Here is a 16,606-nt window from a genome sequence, read left to right on the forward strand (position 1 = left end):
CAATGGCCAAAATCGGCTGTCAAACGGATTCGCTCGAGAAAAGTCTATGAAATCAATAGGTTGGAACGGTATGAGACGGGATAAAACAGGATGGAATGTAAGAACAAGACTTCCCACCCTGCCGTTATCTCTCATTGGCCCTTGAGACGTTGTCTCAAGGTGGCGGCTGCTGGAATGTCACGGGCTTTCCACTCGGAGGTGGACATGCACTCTCAACACTCTCGAGGAGCCACCGGGGTTTGGTATTCAAAGCCTCAGGGACATATCGAGACTGGCGAACAGGCCAGGAAGTCTTGTCTCGATTATATCGACTGAAAAGGGAGTGATACCACCCCCTTGTTATGTCAAATTGCTATGAGAATCATGTATTTCTATGACGTTAGTACTTATAGATCCAGCTCATGATTATCTTTAAGTGCGCCGTCCAGACGATCAAGAAGTGAGTTGATCTGCTCCTGAGCCTGTTTATTCTGAGTGGAGGTCTGCATGCCGCTCCGAAGCATTTCATGGGTAATGTTTAAAGCCGCCAATACGGCAATTCGCTCTATACCGATGACTTTGCCACCGTTGCGAATTTCCCGCATGGTGTGGTCTAGGTGACGTGCGGCCTCAATAAGTGCCGCCTGCTCTGGCTCGGGGCAGCTGATGCGGTAGTCTTTATCGAGGATATTGACTGTCGTCGTGACAGGAGTGCTCATGATTCATGCTCCAATGCCTTGAGGCGGCCGATCATGGCTTCTACACGAACCCGCGCCATCTCATTTTTTTCTATCAGTTGAGCGCGTTCCTGCTTCCACTGCTTTTCACTGGCCTTGAGAATACGGTTCTCCTGGCGCAATTTCTGACACAGGGTCAGCAACTCATCAATTTTTCCGCTAAGGGATGTGATTTCGCTGGATTCCATGAATCGGACTGTTGGCTGTTCCTTTAGACACTAAATATATCCTCTATAAGGACTGACGAACAACATCTCATGGTCAATGTGACTGCAAAATCATTCGTTTCATTGCATTTTGGGGTGATTTCCTACAAATGGCATAACAATAATTAAGTACTACAGGCTCCTGAGGTACACTGCCATCAATTGATTGAGAGTACAGATAATGAATGATGTCAATGCAGATGCCAGCAGATTCGGGTTCGATCAGCTGAGTGATTTGTTTCTGGAGGTGAAATCTCTTACTTCTCCATCTGAGCTGCACGGCGTTTTATGTGGACAGTTGTGTGCAGGTCTGCGCCCCTCTCAGCAAACCTGGCTGGCATCAGCAGAAGAACAGTTGAATGTGGCTGATGGTCTGACCGCGCGAGCCAAATCGGTATTGGCCGATTTTTATGATGTGGTGATGACAAACCTGTCATCAGAGAGCCTCTCTTTTTCTCTTTTATTACCTGATGACGATGAAACCGTTGGCCAAAGAACAGAAGCGTTGGGTCAATGGTGTGCCGGTTTTCTTTCCGGTTATGGTATGGGAGGCATTGCTCGGGAAAATATGTCAGAAGAGTCTATTGGCGTTCTGACTGACCTGGCTCAGATTGCCCAGGTTGAAGCAGAAGATCTGGAAGAGTCAGAAGACTCGGAAAGGGATTTCTTTGAAGTTTGTGAATATGTGCGCATGGCAACGCTGATGCTGTTCAGCGAACACCAGAAAGACAATGCCGATACAGCAAAACAGCAAGGAAAAAGCAGACCGGTACATTAATGAAACTTGATCAAAAACATTTTGCCAAACGACGTAAGTCTCTGCTGAAAGCTATTGGCAAGCAGGGCATCCTTGTTCTTCCTTCTGCCACAGAAAAGATACGCAACAGGGATTGTGAATACCCGTTCCGCCAGGATAGCGATTTCTGGTATCTCACGGGCTTCAATGAGCCGGAAGCCGTTCTTGTTCTTGTTCCTGGTCGTAAGGAAGGAGAAGTTGTTCTGTTCTGTCGCCGACGCGACAAAGAGATGGAAATCTGGAACGGGCGTCGTGCAGGGCAGGATGGTGCTGTTGCAGATTATAGTGTGGATCAGGCTTTTCCCATTGATGAGCTGGGCGAGCGCATGCCGGATATGCTGGATAAACGAAAAACGGTTTATCACACAGCAGGCCATAACAAACAGTTTGACACTCATCTCTGGGGTTGGGTTGAAAACCTGAAGAACCGGGAGCGCCGGGGTTGTGTTGCGCCAACACACTTTGAAGATCGGGATCAACTTATTCACTCTGTTCGAATGATAAAAACGTCAGCTGAACAGAAGATCATGCGTAAGGCTGGCGATATTACTGCCAAAGCTCATATTCGGGCCATGCAGATCTGTAAACCAGGCATGTATGAGTATCAGCTGGAAGCAGCCATTCACCATGATTTTGCCGATAACGGTGCCCGCTACCCGGCTTACACAACAATTGTGGGCGGTGGTGACAATGCCTGCATTCTGCATTACACCGAGAACAGTGATGAACTGAAAGACGGTGATCTGGTACTTATTGATGCCGGTTGTGAACTGGATCATTACGCGGCAGATATCACCCGTACTTTCCCGGTAAATGGAAAGTTCTCTAAAGAACAGAAAGCCCTTTATCAAATTGTTCTGGATGCCCAGCTGGCAGCCATTGAAACCATTAAGCCTGGTAAGGCCTGGGATAGTTTCCATGATGCCGCCCTGGCAAAACTGGTCGATGGTTTGATTGAGCTCGGCATTCTGAAAGGAAAGCGCAGCAAGCTGATTGCAGATGATGCCTACAAACCTTTCTACATGCACGGCACCGGTCACTGGCTGGGGCTGGATGTACATGATGTTGGTCATCACAAGGAAAATGGTAAATATCTGCCGTTTAAGCCGGGTATGACATTGACTGTTGAGCCCGGGCTTTATATCGCTCCTGATAATGAAGATGTTGATAAGAAATGGCGTGGTATCGGCATACGTATAGAAGACGATGTACTGGTGACTGACGATGGCTGCGAGGTTTTGACTGCGGGAGTGCCGAAGTCAGTTGAAGAGATTGAAGCCTTGATGCAGCCAAAGAAAGGTTAATAGATGCTTGAACTTGCCAACGAACCGCGACTGAAAGACTTTCAGCAATATGTTGAAGAGATGGAAGACGAGCGCGGTTTTGCACAGCAGAGTGCCCGCGATAAATGTCTGCTTCTGGGTGAAGAAGTCGGTGAACTGTTCAAGGCAGTTCGGAAGGCTCAGGGGTTGAAGATGGATCCGGAATCTGAAGTTGGTGAACTGAAAGGCGAGCTGGCGGATATTCTGATCTATCTCTGCTCTATCGCCAACCGGTTCGATATCGACCTTGAACAGGCCTTTCTGAACAAAGAAGAGAAAAACAAGCAACGGGTATGGAAGTAGGCTCGGAGCGGAGCATAACGAGTATGAAGCAGTCCGTTTACGACATAGTGATTATTGGTGGGGGAATGGTTGGCGCTTCGCTGGCTTTGTCATTGAGACAGAAGCTGCCTTCAGCGATGACCATGGCTGTTGTTGAAGCCCATGAACTGGGTGACAGACATACCGGAAACTGGCAACCGAGTTACGATGCCCGCTCCACGGCTCTCTCGGAAGGAACACGGGAGATATTCCAGGGGCTGGACCTTTGGGACAAACTGTCCGGGTACTTATAGCGATGCTTACTTTTATGCAAGGCTTGCTTACCTCATGGGAACAAATCCAGCTGATCCTGGCCCAACACTCTACCTTGAGAAAGTAAGCAGATAGAGGAAATATGCGTTGAACAGTGCCCGACAAAACGCCATTACTATCCACGGCACATACTGGTCTGCACCTGACACTGTCAGCCTGTGTCCAATCTGCGTGAATGATGCTGGCAGTGTGAATACCTGCAGTTCATGTGGCGTTACCATCTGCAAAGGATGTTTTGATGAAGGTGCGCTGGAACGCTTGAAACATTGTCCTCAGGGGTGTGATCAGGCCTCTCTTTTGGACAGAACGGCAGCTGAATCAAGTATTGCATTAGGAAAAAAGATGTTGAATAGCACTCGTTTCAACTGTGTTAGTCAAGGCTGTACATGGTCTGGAGGTTACGATGAGCTTGACGACCATCGCCAATCCTGTGGAAGCAAAAAAAAGTGTGATTTTGGTTGTGGGGAAGAGCACCCGAGCGAAACAATGGCTGAGCACCGACAGGTGTGTGTTTATCGCCCTTGCCAGGAAGGCAACCTGAAAACAAACTATAAAACGCTTGAAGAGATTAAAGCAGTTAAGAGGAAAATTGAGCAGAGTTCTGAGGAAGAACTGCAATCTAAAGCACTAAAAATCGAGTTATTCGATCGTATGATGAGGGTTTACCCGTTGGCTGTTGAGGCGGCTCTTAAAGACCCCGAACCATCCCATCTGCCACAGATGACCGTAACTGTACTCAACCAGCCATGCGGATATGAATGTGGTTATATCGCAACCTCCTGCGAAGAACTGTCAACACATTATCAACGTTGCCCCAACAAAACACTGTACTGCCGTCACTGCGGTGAGGCAGTACAGCAAAAAAAGCTTGCTGGTCATGAAACGTCATGTGACCAACGACCGATAAACTGTACTTTCTGCACTGTCAGCATTCTTCAGGGTACCATGAGCGATCATATTAAAACCTGCATCAGCTACCCCGTTAACTGCTCTCTGTGCCTTAACGATATTGCCCGGTCACAGCTTGCTGAGCACAAAGCCGATGAATGCTCCAGCAGGCCCATCACCTGTGACAAATGCCTTGAACCCACAACTCCCGGTGAACTGTCGGTACACAAACAAGGCTGTCGTTTCACTCAGCCCATTTGTCTGAGTGCCAAAACAAGAAATCCGATCACGCTGCTTCCCCAGCCAGATTCCATTGGCCCGTTTTATCTGCAACGCGATAGCGATGATTCAACAATTTATATGGCATTTCCATTGGAGAAGCTGTTCAACGTGAGCAACTGCAATACAATATTTCCAGAAAAAATGAAATGCCGATATGCCGGAAAACCTGCGGAAATGAGTGAATACAGTTCCGATTACCGTGAAGTGTGGCAACTTCATTTGAATCAGAAGTGTACGTCTAGATATGAGAGTAATGAGGTGATAGAAACCTATTTTGATTTGTTGGATGAAAATCAAAACGAACTGGCATATTTCAAAATGCATTATCATGGCAATAAAAAAGTTTATGTAAATTATCCATCTAATGAAGGAAAGGCAGACTTGGATTTTGCAACCGTTCGTGTTCTTCTGCAAAATCAGTCCCCAGAATCGGCTATAGGACTGATAAGAATCAGGAAGGCCTCTTAGGTTAAGCCCCAATGGCCGGGGGCAAAAAACCATACATTTGATCAGGGCCGACTGGATTCAAGCCATAAATGACAGGCCAGATATCTCTATCAAAATATTTTGGCACTTGTTGTTTTGCTGTTACACTGCTGGCCCATGACAGCCACTGCTGCCAGTCCCGCACAGACCAAAGAGGAAGACTCAACAGGCACCCATTCAGAACACAGTATTCTGCATTCCTTGGCAATGCCTCAGGTGATACTTTTTGCCTGGATGTTTTGCGGCTGCTCAGAACGGAATTCCTCGGTGTGTTGCCACCTTCTGATTCGCCCAATGACTTGTTGATCCAGGCTCTGAAAGAAGAGAAAAACACGCAACGGGCATGGAAGCAGGCTCGGAATGGAGCATAACGAGTATGACGCAGTCCGTTTACGACATAGTGATTATTGGTGGGGGAATGGTTGGCGCTTCGCTGGCTTTTTCGTTGAGACAGAAGCTGCCTTCAGCGATGACCATGGCTGTTGTTGAAGCCCATGAACTGGGTGACAGACATACCGGAAACTGGCAACCGAGTTACGATGACCGCTCTACGGCTCTTTCGGAAGGAACACGGGAGATATTCCAGGAGCTGGATCTTTGGGACAAGTTGTCCGAAAAGGTTGAGCCCATTCTGGATATACATGTCTCTGACCGTGGCCACTTTGGGGTGACCCGCCTTCACGCCAAAGATCATAATGTTTCGGCCCTTGGTTACGTTGTTGAGAACAGTTGGCTTGGGCTGGTTCTGGTCGAAAAAATGATGGCGACAGAAGGGATTGACTGGTTGTGCCCGCTCCAGATTCAGAATATGGAACCGGATTCTGATGGCATGCTTCTGGAAACCAGTCAGAAAAACGCCAGTCTGGAATCAGGCCATGAAACCCTGAAGGCAAAACTTGTTATCCTCGCTGATGGTGGACGATCTAGACTTGCAGGTCACCTTGGGCTTGAAACCAGTGACAGCGATTATGGTCAGACAGCCATCGTAGCCAACATTACACCGGCCCGGCACCATAACAACACCGCGTATGAACGATTCACCGATGAAGGGCCAATGGCGCTTCTGCCCCGTAGTGGTGGTGATTGCGCGCTGGTCTGGACCATGCCAACAGATCTGGCAGAAGAACGTATGCAGCTGGTGGAAGAGGACTTTCTGGCAGAACTGCAGGAGCGGTTCGGTTACCGGCTTGGACGACTGCGTAAGGTTGGGGAACGCTACAGCTATCCACTGATCTTAAAGCAGGCACAGGAGCAGGTGCGTCCGGGGCTTGTGGTACTGGGAAATGCTGCCCACAGTCTGCATCCGGTAGCGGGGCAGGGTTTCAACCTGTCACTGCGGGATGTTCAGGTTCTTGCCAGTGTTATTGATAAGGCATGCAAGGATCAAAAGAACCCAGGTGAGCTCAATGTACTGATGTCCTATGTTGATGTTCGGCAGCAGGATCAGCAGCAGACAATTGGTTTTAGTGACAGAGTTGTCAGGTTGTTTTCCAATGATTCGATGGCTCTGGCTGGTGTCAGGAACTTTGGTTTGTTGGGAATGGAGCTGGTGTTTCCTGCCAAAGACTGGTTTGCGAGGCAGGCAATGGGGCTAGGGGGTGTTCACAATTAAACTTCGACTCAGTGGCTCTAAAAGCGGTCAGATGTTAGAAGGGGTTGTGAAAATCGTAGTTACTCTACATTGAGCAAGCCCGACGCAGCAGATGGCCGCTTTTAGAGCCACCCGAAGGGCGCTTCCGAGAGTTCCTGTGAGCTTCGTTGTAGCATCTTGAAAGGCAATAAGCATTCCTGCGACACTACGCCTCGCCACAGAAACTCTCGGAAGCGCTGAGTTCGATGTTTAATTGTGAACACCCCCTATCAGGTGATATATGGGAAGAGAGTTCGACATAATTGTTTTGGGTGGCGGCATCAGTGGGGCAGCCATGGCCCTTGCTCTGGCAGATACGCCTCTGAGTGTCGCCCTGGTGGATACCAGTGCCCTGGAACCTGTTGAGCATGATGGCACTTTTGATGCCAGAGTCAGTGCCCTGACAGAAGCATCCCGCCATCTGCTTAATAACCTTGGTGCCTGGGAACGGATGGTTGAGCAGCGCGTTTCCCCATACTACGGAATGGAAGTATGGGATGCGGCTGGAACCGGAACGATCAAGTTTTCAGCCCGGGAGCTGGCGGTTTCAAGGCTGGGTCATATTGTTGAAAACAATGTGACCAGGGGAGCATTGCTGGAAAAACTGGCCACAACGTCTGTGCACATGATGGGAGGCCTTGAGGTTCAGGGGCTGAAGAAGAAGGGTGATCAGGTTGAGCTGAAACTATGGGATAAAAGCCTGCTTCATGCCCGGCTGGTGATTGCTGCTGATGGCGCTAATTCCAGAGCTCGAGGCTGGGCAAGCATACCTATGCGGGAATGGGATTATCTGCATCATGCAATCGTAACTACTGTCGAGACTGAAAAGCCCCATAAAGATACAGCCTGGCAGGTATTTCAGCATACCGGTCCTCTGGCATTTCTTCCCCTGCCTTCTGAAAATGGCCGCAATTACTGCTCTATTGTCTGGTCACAGATCCCTGATGAAGCCAGGCGGTTGATGGGATTGCCTGATGAGGAGTTCTGTGAGCTGCTGGAACAGACTATTGAAGGAAAGCTGGGGCGTATTCTTTCATGTGAGAAGCGGCATAAGTTCCCACTCAGACAGCGCCATGCCCGCCAATATCACCGAGGCCACGTTGTACTGGTAGGTGATGCTGCACACACAATCCACCCCCTTGCCGGACAGGGAGCAAACCTCGGGCTCCTTGATGTGGCAAGCCTTGCGGGGGAAATAAAAAGAGCCTGTGAGCGGGATGAAGATTTCGCCTCGAAGATGGTTCTTGACCGTTATCAGCGCTCACGGGAAGGTCATAACCTTGCCATGGCCGGAATTATGGAAGGCCTGCAGCGTATTTTTGACAGCGACAATATGCTGTTCAGCTGGCTGAGAAATACCGGGCTGAATATCGTGGATCACCTGCCGGTTCTCAAGCAGGAAATCGTGACCCGGGCCATGGGAATAAAGGGGGAGATTCCTGAACTGGCCAGAGGGCGCAAGGTTAGCGTTCATTAGGGGCGACCTCAAGTAAACATCGAGCTCAGCGTTTCCGAGAGCGGCTATGACAAGGCGTAGCGCCGCAGTAATGCTTGTTGCCTTTCAAGGTGCTACAACGTAGCTCATAGGTGCTCTCGGAAGCGCCCTGCGGGTGGCTCTAAAAGCGGCCATCTGCTGTGTCGGGCTTGTTCAATGTAGAATGCTACGATTTTCACAAACCCTTCTAACATCTGGCCGCTTTTAGAGCCACTGAGTCGATGTTTACTTGAGGTCGCCCCTAAATCAGAACTTCCGTACTTTGAACTATATTGCTTCGGGCGCGTCAAAAGACGTGCCCGAGGTACCGGGGGGGTATCCCGTGGTTCAGAGATAAGAGGTACTGATATGACCCAATTTTCCAGAGCGGCGCTGTTTTCCAAAGTGGCTGTCGTGCTGCCGGCCGCGATGGCCATTATTCTTTCCTTGAGCCTTGGGGGGTGTGGGAAGAAGGACGAAAAGAAGAAAGTTGAAGCTGAAAAGGTTACTGAAGTTGAAGCTGACCAGGTAACTGTACAGGACATTGTTGCCGGTGAATCTTATGACTGTGATGACCCATCTGGCATGACAGCTGACAAACGCTTCTGGTGTAAAGGCTTCAGAGCCTGGCAGGACAGTGACAGCATTGGTGAAAACAGTGGAGCCCGGGATGAATTTATCGCAGCCTGGAAACTGGGTTATCTGGATGCTTCTCAGGGGCGTAACCCCGCCATAGACAATCTGCAAAGCCGTCCGGTTGCTGCAGAAGGTTATGAAACCGGTTATATCGCCGTGCTGGATAATCAGGGTGTGGTCGAATACGACTGTACTGAAGGTGATGAGACCGACAATGAATATCGGGATCGCTGGTGTGAAGCTTCAGCATCTTTCAACAAGAGCAACCTTGGCTCTTCGACAAATGCCGTTCTGAGAAATAACTATATCAATGGCTTTATGGCCGGGCGTGCTATTGCCCTGACCATTCCGACTTCTATGGAGTCGCTGTTTGGTGATGCCGCTCCTGATGAAAATGCCAAGAAACCTATTGATGATCCTGAAGCTGATGCACCAAAAGGTATTCAGGTGTTTTACAAAGGTTTCAATGCTGGCTTCCAGGCCATGATTGATACAGTACGCGAGTCCGTCAATCAGGTTATGGAACAGATGCAGAATATGCCTGGTATGGAGGGCATGGAAGGTATGCCGGGTATGCCTGGTATGGATGGCATGCCGATGCCGCCTATGGGAGAACTGCCTCCAGGCATGGAAAACATGATGCCTCCAATGCCGGGAGTACATGATGATATGAGCGAGTGATACTCGTTCTTCTTCAGAAACAGGCCGCAACAGCGGCCTGTTTTCTATTAGCGGCTAGCGGATATCACCCATACAGATGTACTTAAGCTCCAGATAATCATCAATTCCATACTTTGAGCCTTCCCGCCCAATTCCGGATTCTTTCACGCCACCAAAAGGAATAACTTCAGAAGTGATAGCGGTCTCATTTACACCCACCATTCCATATTCAATCGCTTCTGAGACTCTCCATGTTCTGGCAAGGTCACTGGTGTAAAAGTAGGAAGCGAGGCCAAACTCTGTATTGTTTGCCAGGTTTATTGCATCTTCCTCAGAATCAAACTGGATAACCGGCGCAACTGGCCCAAAAATCTCTTCACGGGCTATACGCATGGAGCTGTTTACATCGGTAAGTATTGTGGGCTGGTAGCAACCGTGGAAGGAGGCTTCATTTCCCCCGGTCACAATACTTGCTCCCTGCTGAACCGCATCCTCGACCAGTGAGTGCACTTTACTGATAGCTTTCTGGTTAATCAAAGGGCCGCTCGTGGTTTTCATATCAAGCCCGTCACCAGTCTCCAGCTTCTCGACAGCTGCTCTAAAGCGTTGGAGAAAGGCTGGATATATACCGCTTTGAACCAGAATTCGGTTGGCGCAGATGCAGGTCTGACCGCTATTGCGGTATTTACATGCCAGGGCTCCGGCTACGGCTTTATCAAGATCAGCATCGTCAAAAATGATGATCGGAGCATTGCCTCCCAATTCCAGTGAGACTTTCTTAACTGTGGCCGCACTCTGTTTCAGCAGGTGCTTTCCTACAGCAGTTGAACCGGTAAAAGTCAGCTTTTTTACTAAAGGGTTATCGCACAACTCCTGACCGATAGCTTGAGCATCAAGCCCAGGGACAATATTGATAACACCTGCAGGTATTCCTGCTCGATGGGAGAGCTCTGCCAGAGCCAAAGCTGAGAGAGGTGTTTCCTCAGATGGTTTAATTACGATTGTGCAACCCGCTGCCAGAGCGGCCCCTGCTTTGCGGGTAATCATGGCCGCAGGGAAATTCCAGGGAGTTATGGCTGCCACAACTCCAATTGGTTGTTTTATGACTAGTGATCGGTGATCAGGGCGGGTCTGTGGAATAATATCTCCGTATATACGTTTTGCCTCTTCAGAGAACCACTCAATAAAAGAAGCTGCGTAAGCAATTTCTCCACGGGCTTCTGCAAGTACCTTTCCCTGTTCAAGCGTCATCAAACGGGCAAGGTCATCCTGATGCGCCATGATCAACTCATACCAGTGTCTTAAAAGGGAGCCACGCTCTTTGCCAGTCAGGACTTTCCATTTTTGCAGTGCGTTATGAGCTGAAACAACCGCTTCATGAGTTTCCTGGCGGCCGCAGTCTGTAACCTGGGCAAGCTCTTTTCCCGTTGCCGGATTGATTACAGAGAACTCTTGACCAGAACCGGGCCCAATCCAGTTACTGTTAATCCAGGCACGCGTCTGTAGCAAGGACTGCTCTTTAAGCTGACAGGGCATAACGCTATCCATCAATTTGGTTTTGCAAAGCTTATCTCATATTTAACTGGTGAAAACCAGAATCCTGTTTATTCTTAACCTCCTCTTATTGCGATGGGGTTATGGAGATGCAGTGAAGAGTAGGATTGTAATTCGGGAGGGTCTTTCTTACAGGTGGCATAGTTTTTTGCTTCTGACGGCTTTGATTTATTCAAATTTTACAAGTGCTGTACATATTACAAAATTACCTCCTTATCTATTATCAGTTCTTGAGCAGCAAAGTGACATCATAGTTGATAAGAAGTATCAACATGATTTTGGGTGCACATATTGTGACTCTCATAGTTACACTTGGCTTTATTTGTTGAATAAAAAACATATTACCCCCCCTAAGAGATTAATGAATACTCAAGAAATTGGTGCGATTGAAATTCTGAAAGAATTGGAGAGGATTTCCAATGAGATGACTCGATTTCGACTTTATAGATATGTAGGGAATTGTCAGTGTGATATCGGTGGTATGTGTGTAACACACAGTCTGCACACCCTGCTCAGGGATGAAGGCATCCGTTATGTAGATCTATTCTTTGTTCCAATTATATCAAGAAAGCTGCCTCTTCCTTTTGTAAGAATAAAAATTAATAGCTTGGAATATTTTATCTTTATTGATGTGAAGCCAGATATTCCAGAAGAAAGATTGATGACTGAAACAGTTATAATGCCAGAGGATAGAGTTGAATTGGACAAAAGGCAGATTGACTTGGAGCTTCTCGATGATATTACCCTGGCACTTGAGGATCTTTTTGAACGCCAAAAATTTGTAGCTGCTGAGAAGATAGAGGTGTTTGACCATTGGGGGCATGTCGCCCCACTGGAAATAGGTGGTAGAGGAAAGCTCTTTGTTTATAAAAGAGAGGGCTTTTTCAAGGAGTGTGATGATGCGGGTAGCGACTCAGGTTTCTCAGAAGGTGGTAATTCGTTAGAGGGGGCTGACCTGACTAATGACATCTCTGATATTGAAAAGTTGGATACGAAAAAACAGAAAATGGAAAACAATAAAACGAAAACGCACAGGCAGATAAAAAAAAGAAAGGCCGGAAAAACAAGGATGAAGGCTCTATTAGAAATTGATATGGGTAGTGTCCCACAACTGGTAAAATATAAAAAAGAAGAAGGGTTTTATAATTATCCTCTTTATGCTGCTCAATCAAAAATTCCAGGCTGCAGAGGAAAGGGTGTTTTTGCCGCTGATGATATTCCTCAATGGTCTGTTATTGGCATTATAAAAAGTAAATTACATAGAAGAGGAGAGAAACCAAGAATTAACTCTGCGGCCAACAGGCACAAGATTTTTGTTGATGATGACGGCAATTACTTTGATCGAGAGCCTGGCAAGAAAAATGCTTTTCGCTGGTTAAACATGGCGCTCAATATGGAGAAGCCGGAAGAGTCACCAATAGATAACATTACCTTGTACACTCCCTGCATTACAGGTTCAGATAAAGATGGCTGGATCGGGGATACATTGGTGCTGGCAAAAGAAAAAATTAAGGCTGACGATGAACTTTTGTTCAGTTACGACACAAAGCCTGGTGCTCTGGAGCATATTCTTAAGCTAGCTGCGCAAGGGCAACTTAAATGAGGTCTATACTTTGAGCCCCTTGTTATCCGGTGAGGCTCCGATGGATGATGGTTAGTTTACTGGGTAGGAAATGGCTGCTGGCTGTTTGGTTGGTCTTTATGGCTTTCTCAATCATTCTGCAGGCTAACTCCCAGGAAACAGACCCAGTAAAAGTACCGATCGTTTTTCAGGGAGAACTGTCATCTGTCGTTGAAAAAATCGGCTTAAGTTGCTGGCTTCTTGTAGCTGGAGAAGATAAGCATTTTCACGGAGTAATAATGCAGTTCAACCCTCAGCAAAGAAAGCAGCTGCATGGCGTATTTGACAGCTTCAGTGCAAATTACTTTGAGTACCCTTGGCCTTCTCTCGCCCAGTTCGTGATGCTTGGCATTGAGATGAGTGGTCTCAATATTGGTGTGCTGGAGATTTATGCCACCCCCAGCCCCGTGGTCTCAGGAACCAAGCTTTCATTTCAAAGTGAAGATGGCAGAACTTGGGAAACACACTTAACAGGGTTGGATTTGAGCTTCAAGGTTGGTTCATACCAGCTTCAAGATCGTTCTATGGCAGCCCTGATGCCTCTCTTTCTCACATTAACTGCCATTTCTTGGGAGCAGGCTTTTTGGTATGGACAACATGAGCTGGTTTTTGCTGATACTCAGTTGATCTCAATATTAGAAAATGGTGAGGGTGTAGTTTTGTCTTTACCATGGCGAGAAACTTTTCATCAACCAGTAAATACGGAATTAGATTTCTTTAATGATGAATATGGTTTGCGTTGGGGTTTGGATCGGAATAAATTACTTTGTTACTGCTTTACACCTCTTCAATACTTGGACCCAGCTTGTCTTCCCCTGAAAAGGGGGAATATGGACGTTTATCCTATCAGTGATTCTGAGGTGGGGTTCTTTTCCGGGAATGGCAAACATTTAAACTTGATAGACAGGATAAGCTTTGAAGCTAGGAACTACGAGGAAGATATTGAGGTAAAAAAAGAAATACCAACGCCTAAAGGGCGAAAGTTTGTCACACAAGCAGTGTTTTCTACGCAAGAGGTGCCTGAGGCGGTCGTATTAACCGCGCAGTCTACCGTAATATCATCAGCACTTTCTCCCCTTGCAGCAGATAGAACCGTGACAGCACCGCTGGATATTGTTGAAGATTCAAACTCATCACCTTCTGCAGCTTCTATCTCTTTGCATTGCACTGTAACTATGAGTTTTTCGCCGGGTTCGGAACATGCAACAAGGGAAGCAACTCCAATGGTTTATGTAGAAAAAACTACCCCTTTTTCTAAAAAGGGAAAGACTCTTATCAGTTTAGAAAGTAATGAAAAAGATCAAGAGGTTGGCTCTCCCTTGAGGCTGTTTCAGTCTCAGCAATCAATGTCTGCAGATTCAACTTGCTCCCCGCCTGCCAGATGTCCAGGAGAAAACGATTTATCCCCAGAGGCTGAATTATCATCTCCATTCACACCTGTAAAGTTGACTAAGAGTCCCTATGTAGAAACACAAAAGGCAATAACATCGGGTGATAAAGACGTCAATGGCGGCAGTCGTAGTGACGCTGAACTCGCACTTCTTGAACAACCTCAAAAGCTGGTGAATGAATTTTTGGGGCTGAAAAAAAAGATTGATATGGAGGATCAGTACCGAGGTCTATATCAATTATCCAAGGACTATGACCCTTTAAAAAAAACTCCAAACGCTTGGATAGCACACCAAAAATCGCTGCTTGAAGCGTTAAGCTTTGATGCTCCAGATAAGCAAAAAATAGAGGGGCTTGGTAGAAATAGAAGACAAAGAACAGGGGCACCAAGAAAGATGAACTGGAGGACAGAGGTGGAGTGTGTCTCAAATATTAATATTGCCGAGGGGGAGGCTGTTTCTGTTATGGCTGTAGCTGTCAAAATGAGGCAGGTAAGCAAGAATCTTAAGTCATACTTAACAGAAGCCCCCGGTAGGCAAGAGTGGGGGTTCCTGTTTCGGGGGCCATACGCTTTTATTCAACAGGCTACTGGGGATGCTAATATCACAGTTACTAATATTTGGGAGGCAGAAGGAAAGGTGGTTAAGGATGATGACCTGTCTAAATTGAACTGGATGGTAGAATTGAAGGCTCTCAAACCCATTGATGTGGGAGATAAACTGAGAATGAACTACTAAAAATGGGTAAGTTATGTTGTACTTGTGGAACATGGTTTGCCTTAGAGGATTTCAAAATATAGCCCTTCCCAACCCTCTCGTTTACTCCTAACTTCGCCACCTGACCCTGTAACAATTTTCCTTTCAGTTTTCGGTTTTTTCAGCTTTTTCCCGTCTATCGGGGCGTTCGATTTGGGATAAATTTACGGCATAAGCTAAAAGTACAACTCCTTCGGTGTTCATTTTTGGTCGAAAAATGAATGTGTTGACACTTCCTATGTATAAGATTTGGCTGGCTTTTTCACCAAAACTACTACCAAAATCAATTTTTACTCAAAAAAAAGAAATAAAGGAGCAAGGAATGCTCTTTGAGTTAACGTTTGTGTACCTTTAGAATGCACATATTGATTGGCAATTAAGTGTTTCTGCCTACTTCCCTCAAAACAGGCTTTTGTGGGATTTTGTTTGATCTTTGCAGGGATGCAGCGTTGGTGGCTTTGAGCTGCATTCCTTTTTACCAGTGTTGGGGACTGTTTTATGGGTAACCGTACTCCTTTATTCGAAGTGCATGGAGAATCTGGCGGCAAGATGGTGGACTTTGGCGGCTGGGATATGCCGATCCACTATGGTTCTCAGCTGGAAGAGCACCATGCAGTTCGTCAGAAGGCCGGTATGTTCGATGTATCTCACATGACAGCCCTCGACGTGACCGGCGAGCAGGCTCGTGAGTACCTGCGCTACCTGCTGGCTAACGACGTTGATCGTCTGGCTTTCGATGGCAAGGCTCTGTACAGCGGCATGCTGAACGAGAAGGGCGGTGTTATCGACGATCTGATCGTATACCGCATGCCTTACGGCTACCGCGTTGTTGTGAACTGTGCAACCCGCGAGAAAGACCTGGCCTGGATGGGCAAGCAGGCAGAGAACTTCAAAGTGACTCTGACCGAGCGTCCTGAGTACGCCATGATCGCCGTTCAGGGCCCAGAAGCCCGCGCTATGGCTGCCAAGGCTGCTACTCCTGCACAGGCAGAAGTTATTAACGACCTGAAAGTTTTTGAAGGTCGTGAAGTTGAAGGCTGGCTGATCGCCCGTACCGGTTACACCGGTGAAGACGGTCTGGAGATCACCATCCCTGCTGATGAAGCTTCTGCGTTCTGGAAGAAGTTGGAAGAAGTTGGTGTTGCTCCATGTGGCCTCGGCTCCCGTGACACTCTGCGCCTGGAAGCAGGTATGAACCTGTACGGTCAGGACATGGACGAAGACGTAACTCCTCTGTCAGCCAACATGGGTTGGTGTGTAGCCTGGGAACCAGAAGATCGTGACTTCATAGGCCGCAAACCAGTTGCTGAGATCCGTGCCAAGAAGGGCTGGGACAAACTGGTAGGTCTGGTTCTGGAAGGTCGCGGTGTACTGCGTCACGGTCAGAAAGTTGTTGTTGAAGGTGTTGGCGAAGGTATCGTGACCTCCGGCACCTTCTCTCCAACTCTGGGTCACGCTATCGCTATGGCTCGTGTTCCTGCCGGTACCACTGACAAAGCTCAGGTGGATATGCGCGGCAAGCTGGTTGACGTTCGTGTTATCAGACCTTCTTTCGTGCGTAACGGCAAGAAAGTATTTGAATAAATTTCAGGACAGG

14 protein-coding genes and 1 other RNA gene are annotated in these 16,606 nt (G+C 47.5%); 11 read left to right on the plus strand and 4 right to left on the minus strand.

Annotated features, from left to right (window positions below; all coding sequences use genetic code 11):
- Window positions 1-106 precede the first annotated feature (106 nt).
- The 3 genes from ssrS to M3P05_RS10135 all read right to left on the minus strand — a co-directional run bounded on the left by ssrS (window position 107) and on the right by M3P05_RS10135 (window position 904).
- Window positions 107-293: non-coding RNA, 6S RNA (ssrS, locus tag M3P05_RS10125), on the minus strand.
- Between the two features lie 93 nt (window positions 294-386).
- A complete protein-coding gene (locus M3P05_RS10130) occupies window positions 387-698 on the minus strand; it encodes a cell division protein ZapA (RefSeq protein WP_249699464.1) in 312 nt (103 codons plus the stop codon).
- A complete protein-coding gene (locus M3P05_RS10135) occupies window positions 695-904 on the minus strand; it encodes a TIGR02449 family protein (RefSeq protein ID WP_249699465.1) in 210 nt (69 codons plus the stop codon). Before M3P05_RS10135 ends, M3P05_RS10130 begins: the two co-directional genes overlap by 4 nt.
- A gap of 199 nt (window positions 905-1,103) precedes the next feature.
- On the opposite strand from M3P05_RS10135, the gene M3P05_RS10140 reads away from it, so the two are divergent.
- The 8 genes from M3P05_RS10140 to M3P05_RS10175 all read left to right on the plus strand — a co-directional run bounded on the left by M3P05_RS10140 (window position 1,104) and on the right by M3P05_RS10175 (window position 9,711).
- On the plus strand, window positions 1,104-1,700 hold the full coding sequence (locus M3P05_RS10140) for a UPF0149 family protein (protein ID WP_249699466.1): 597 nt from the start codon (window positions 1,104-1,106) through the stop codon (window positions 1,698-1,700).
- Entirely contained in the window at window positions 1,700-3,022 is a 1,323-nt protein-coding gene (pepP, locus tag M3P05_RS10145) for a Xaa-Pro aminopeptidase (RefSeq protein WP_249699467.1), read from the plus strand. The genes M3P05_RS10140 and pepP overlap by 1 nt, the downstream gene beginning before the upstream one ends.
- Before the next feature lie 3 nt (window positions 3,023-3,025).
- A complete protein-coding gene (locus M3P05_RS10150; RefSeq protein WP_249699468.1) occupies window positions 3,026-3,343 on the plus strand; it encodes a MazG nucleotide pyrophosphohydrolase domain-containing protein in 318 nt (105 codons plus the stop codon).
- 23 nt (window positions 3,344-3,366) lie between these two features.
- Window positions 3,367-3,615 (plus strand): FAD-dependent oxidoreductase, encoded by a 249-nt coding sequence (locus M3P05_RS10155; protein WP_249699469.1) that lies wholly within the window; start codon window positions 3,367-3,369, stop codon window positions 3,613-3,615.
- A 106-nt stretch (window positions 3,616-3,721) separates the two neighbouring features.
- Window positions 3,722-5,272: a hypothetical protein gene (locus tag M3P05_RS10160; RefSeq protein ID WP_249699470.1), complete on the plus strand. Its 1,551-nt coding sequence runs from the start codon at window positions 3,722-3,724 to the stop codon at window positions 5,270-5,272.
- Window positions 5,273-5,666: 394 nt separating this feature from the next.
- Window positions 5,667-6,902 (plus strand): 2-octaprenyl-6-methoxyphenyl hydroxylase, encoded by a 1,236-nt coding sequence (gene ubiH, locus M3P05_RS10165; protein ID WP_249699471.1) that lies wholly within the window; start codon window positions 5,667-5,669, stop codon window positions 6,900-6,902.
- A 259-nt stretch (window positions 6,903-7,161) separates the two neighbouring features.
- On the plus strand, window positions 7,162-8,397 hold the full coding sequence (locus tag M3P05_RS10170; protein ID WP_249699472.1) for an FAD-dependent monooxygenase: 1,236 nt from the start codon (window positions 7,162-7,164) through the stop codon (window positions 8,395-8,397).
- 366 nt (window positions 8,398-8,763) lie between these two features.
- On the plus strand, window positions 8,764-9,711 hold the full coding sequence (locus tag M3P05_RS10175; RefSeq protein WP_249699474.1) for a hypothetical protein: 948 nt from the start codon (window positions 8,764-8,766) through the stop codon (window positions 9,709-9,711).
- 54 nt (window positions 9,712-9,765) lie between these two features.
- On the opposite strand, the gene M3P05_RS10180 is transcribed toward M3P05_RS10175, so the two are convergent.
- Entirely contained in the window at window positions 9,766-11,226 is a 1,461-nt protein-coding gene (locus M3P05_RS10180) for an NAD-dependent succinate-semialdehyde dehydrogenase (protein ID WP_249699475.1), read from the minus strand.
- A gap of 166 nt (window positions 11,227-11,392) precedes the next feature.
- On the opposite strand from M3P05_RS10180, the gene M3P05_RS10185 reads away from it, so the two are divergent.
- From M3P05_RS10185 to gcvT, 3 genes are all read left to right on the plus strand, one after another.
- Complete coding sequence (locus M3P05_RS10185; RefSeq protein WP_249699476.1) at window positions 11,393-12,847, plus strand: SET domain-containing protein; 1,455 nt, start codon at window positions 11,393-11,395, stop codon at window positions 12,845-12,847.
- 44 nt (window positions 12,848-12,891) lie between these two features.
- Window positions 12,892-14,991, plus strand: coding sequence for a hypothetical protein (locus M3P05_RS10190; RefSeq protein WP_249699477.1), 2,100 nt, complete (start codon window positions 12,892-12,894; stop codon window positions 14,989-14,991).
- Window positions 14,992-15,507: 516 nt separating this feature from the next.
- Window positions 15,508-16,593, plus strand: a complete 1,086-nt coding sequence (gene gcvT, locus M3P05_RS10195; protein ID WP_249699478.1) for a glycine cleavage system aminomethyltransferase GcvT — start codon at window positions 15,508-15,510, stop codon at window positions 16,591-16,593.
- Window positions 16,594-16,606: the final 13 nt, after the last annotated feature.

It is taken from the genome of Parendozoicomonas callyspongiae (genome assembly GCF_023502345.1).
GTDB lineage: Bacteria > Pseudomonadota > Gammaproteobacteria > Pseudomonadales > Endozoicomonadaceae > Sansalvadorimonas > Sansalvadorimonas callyspongiae.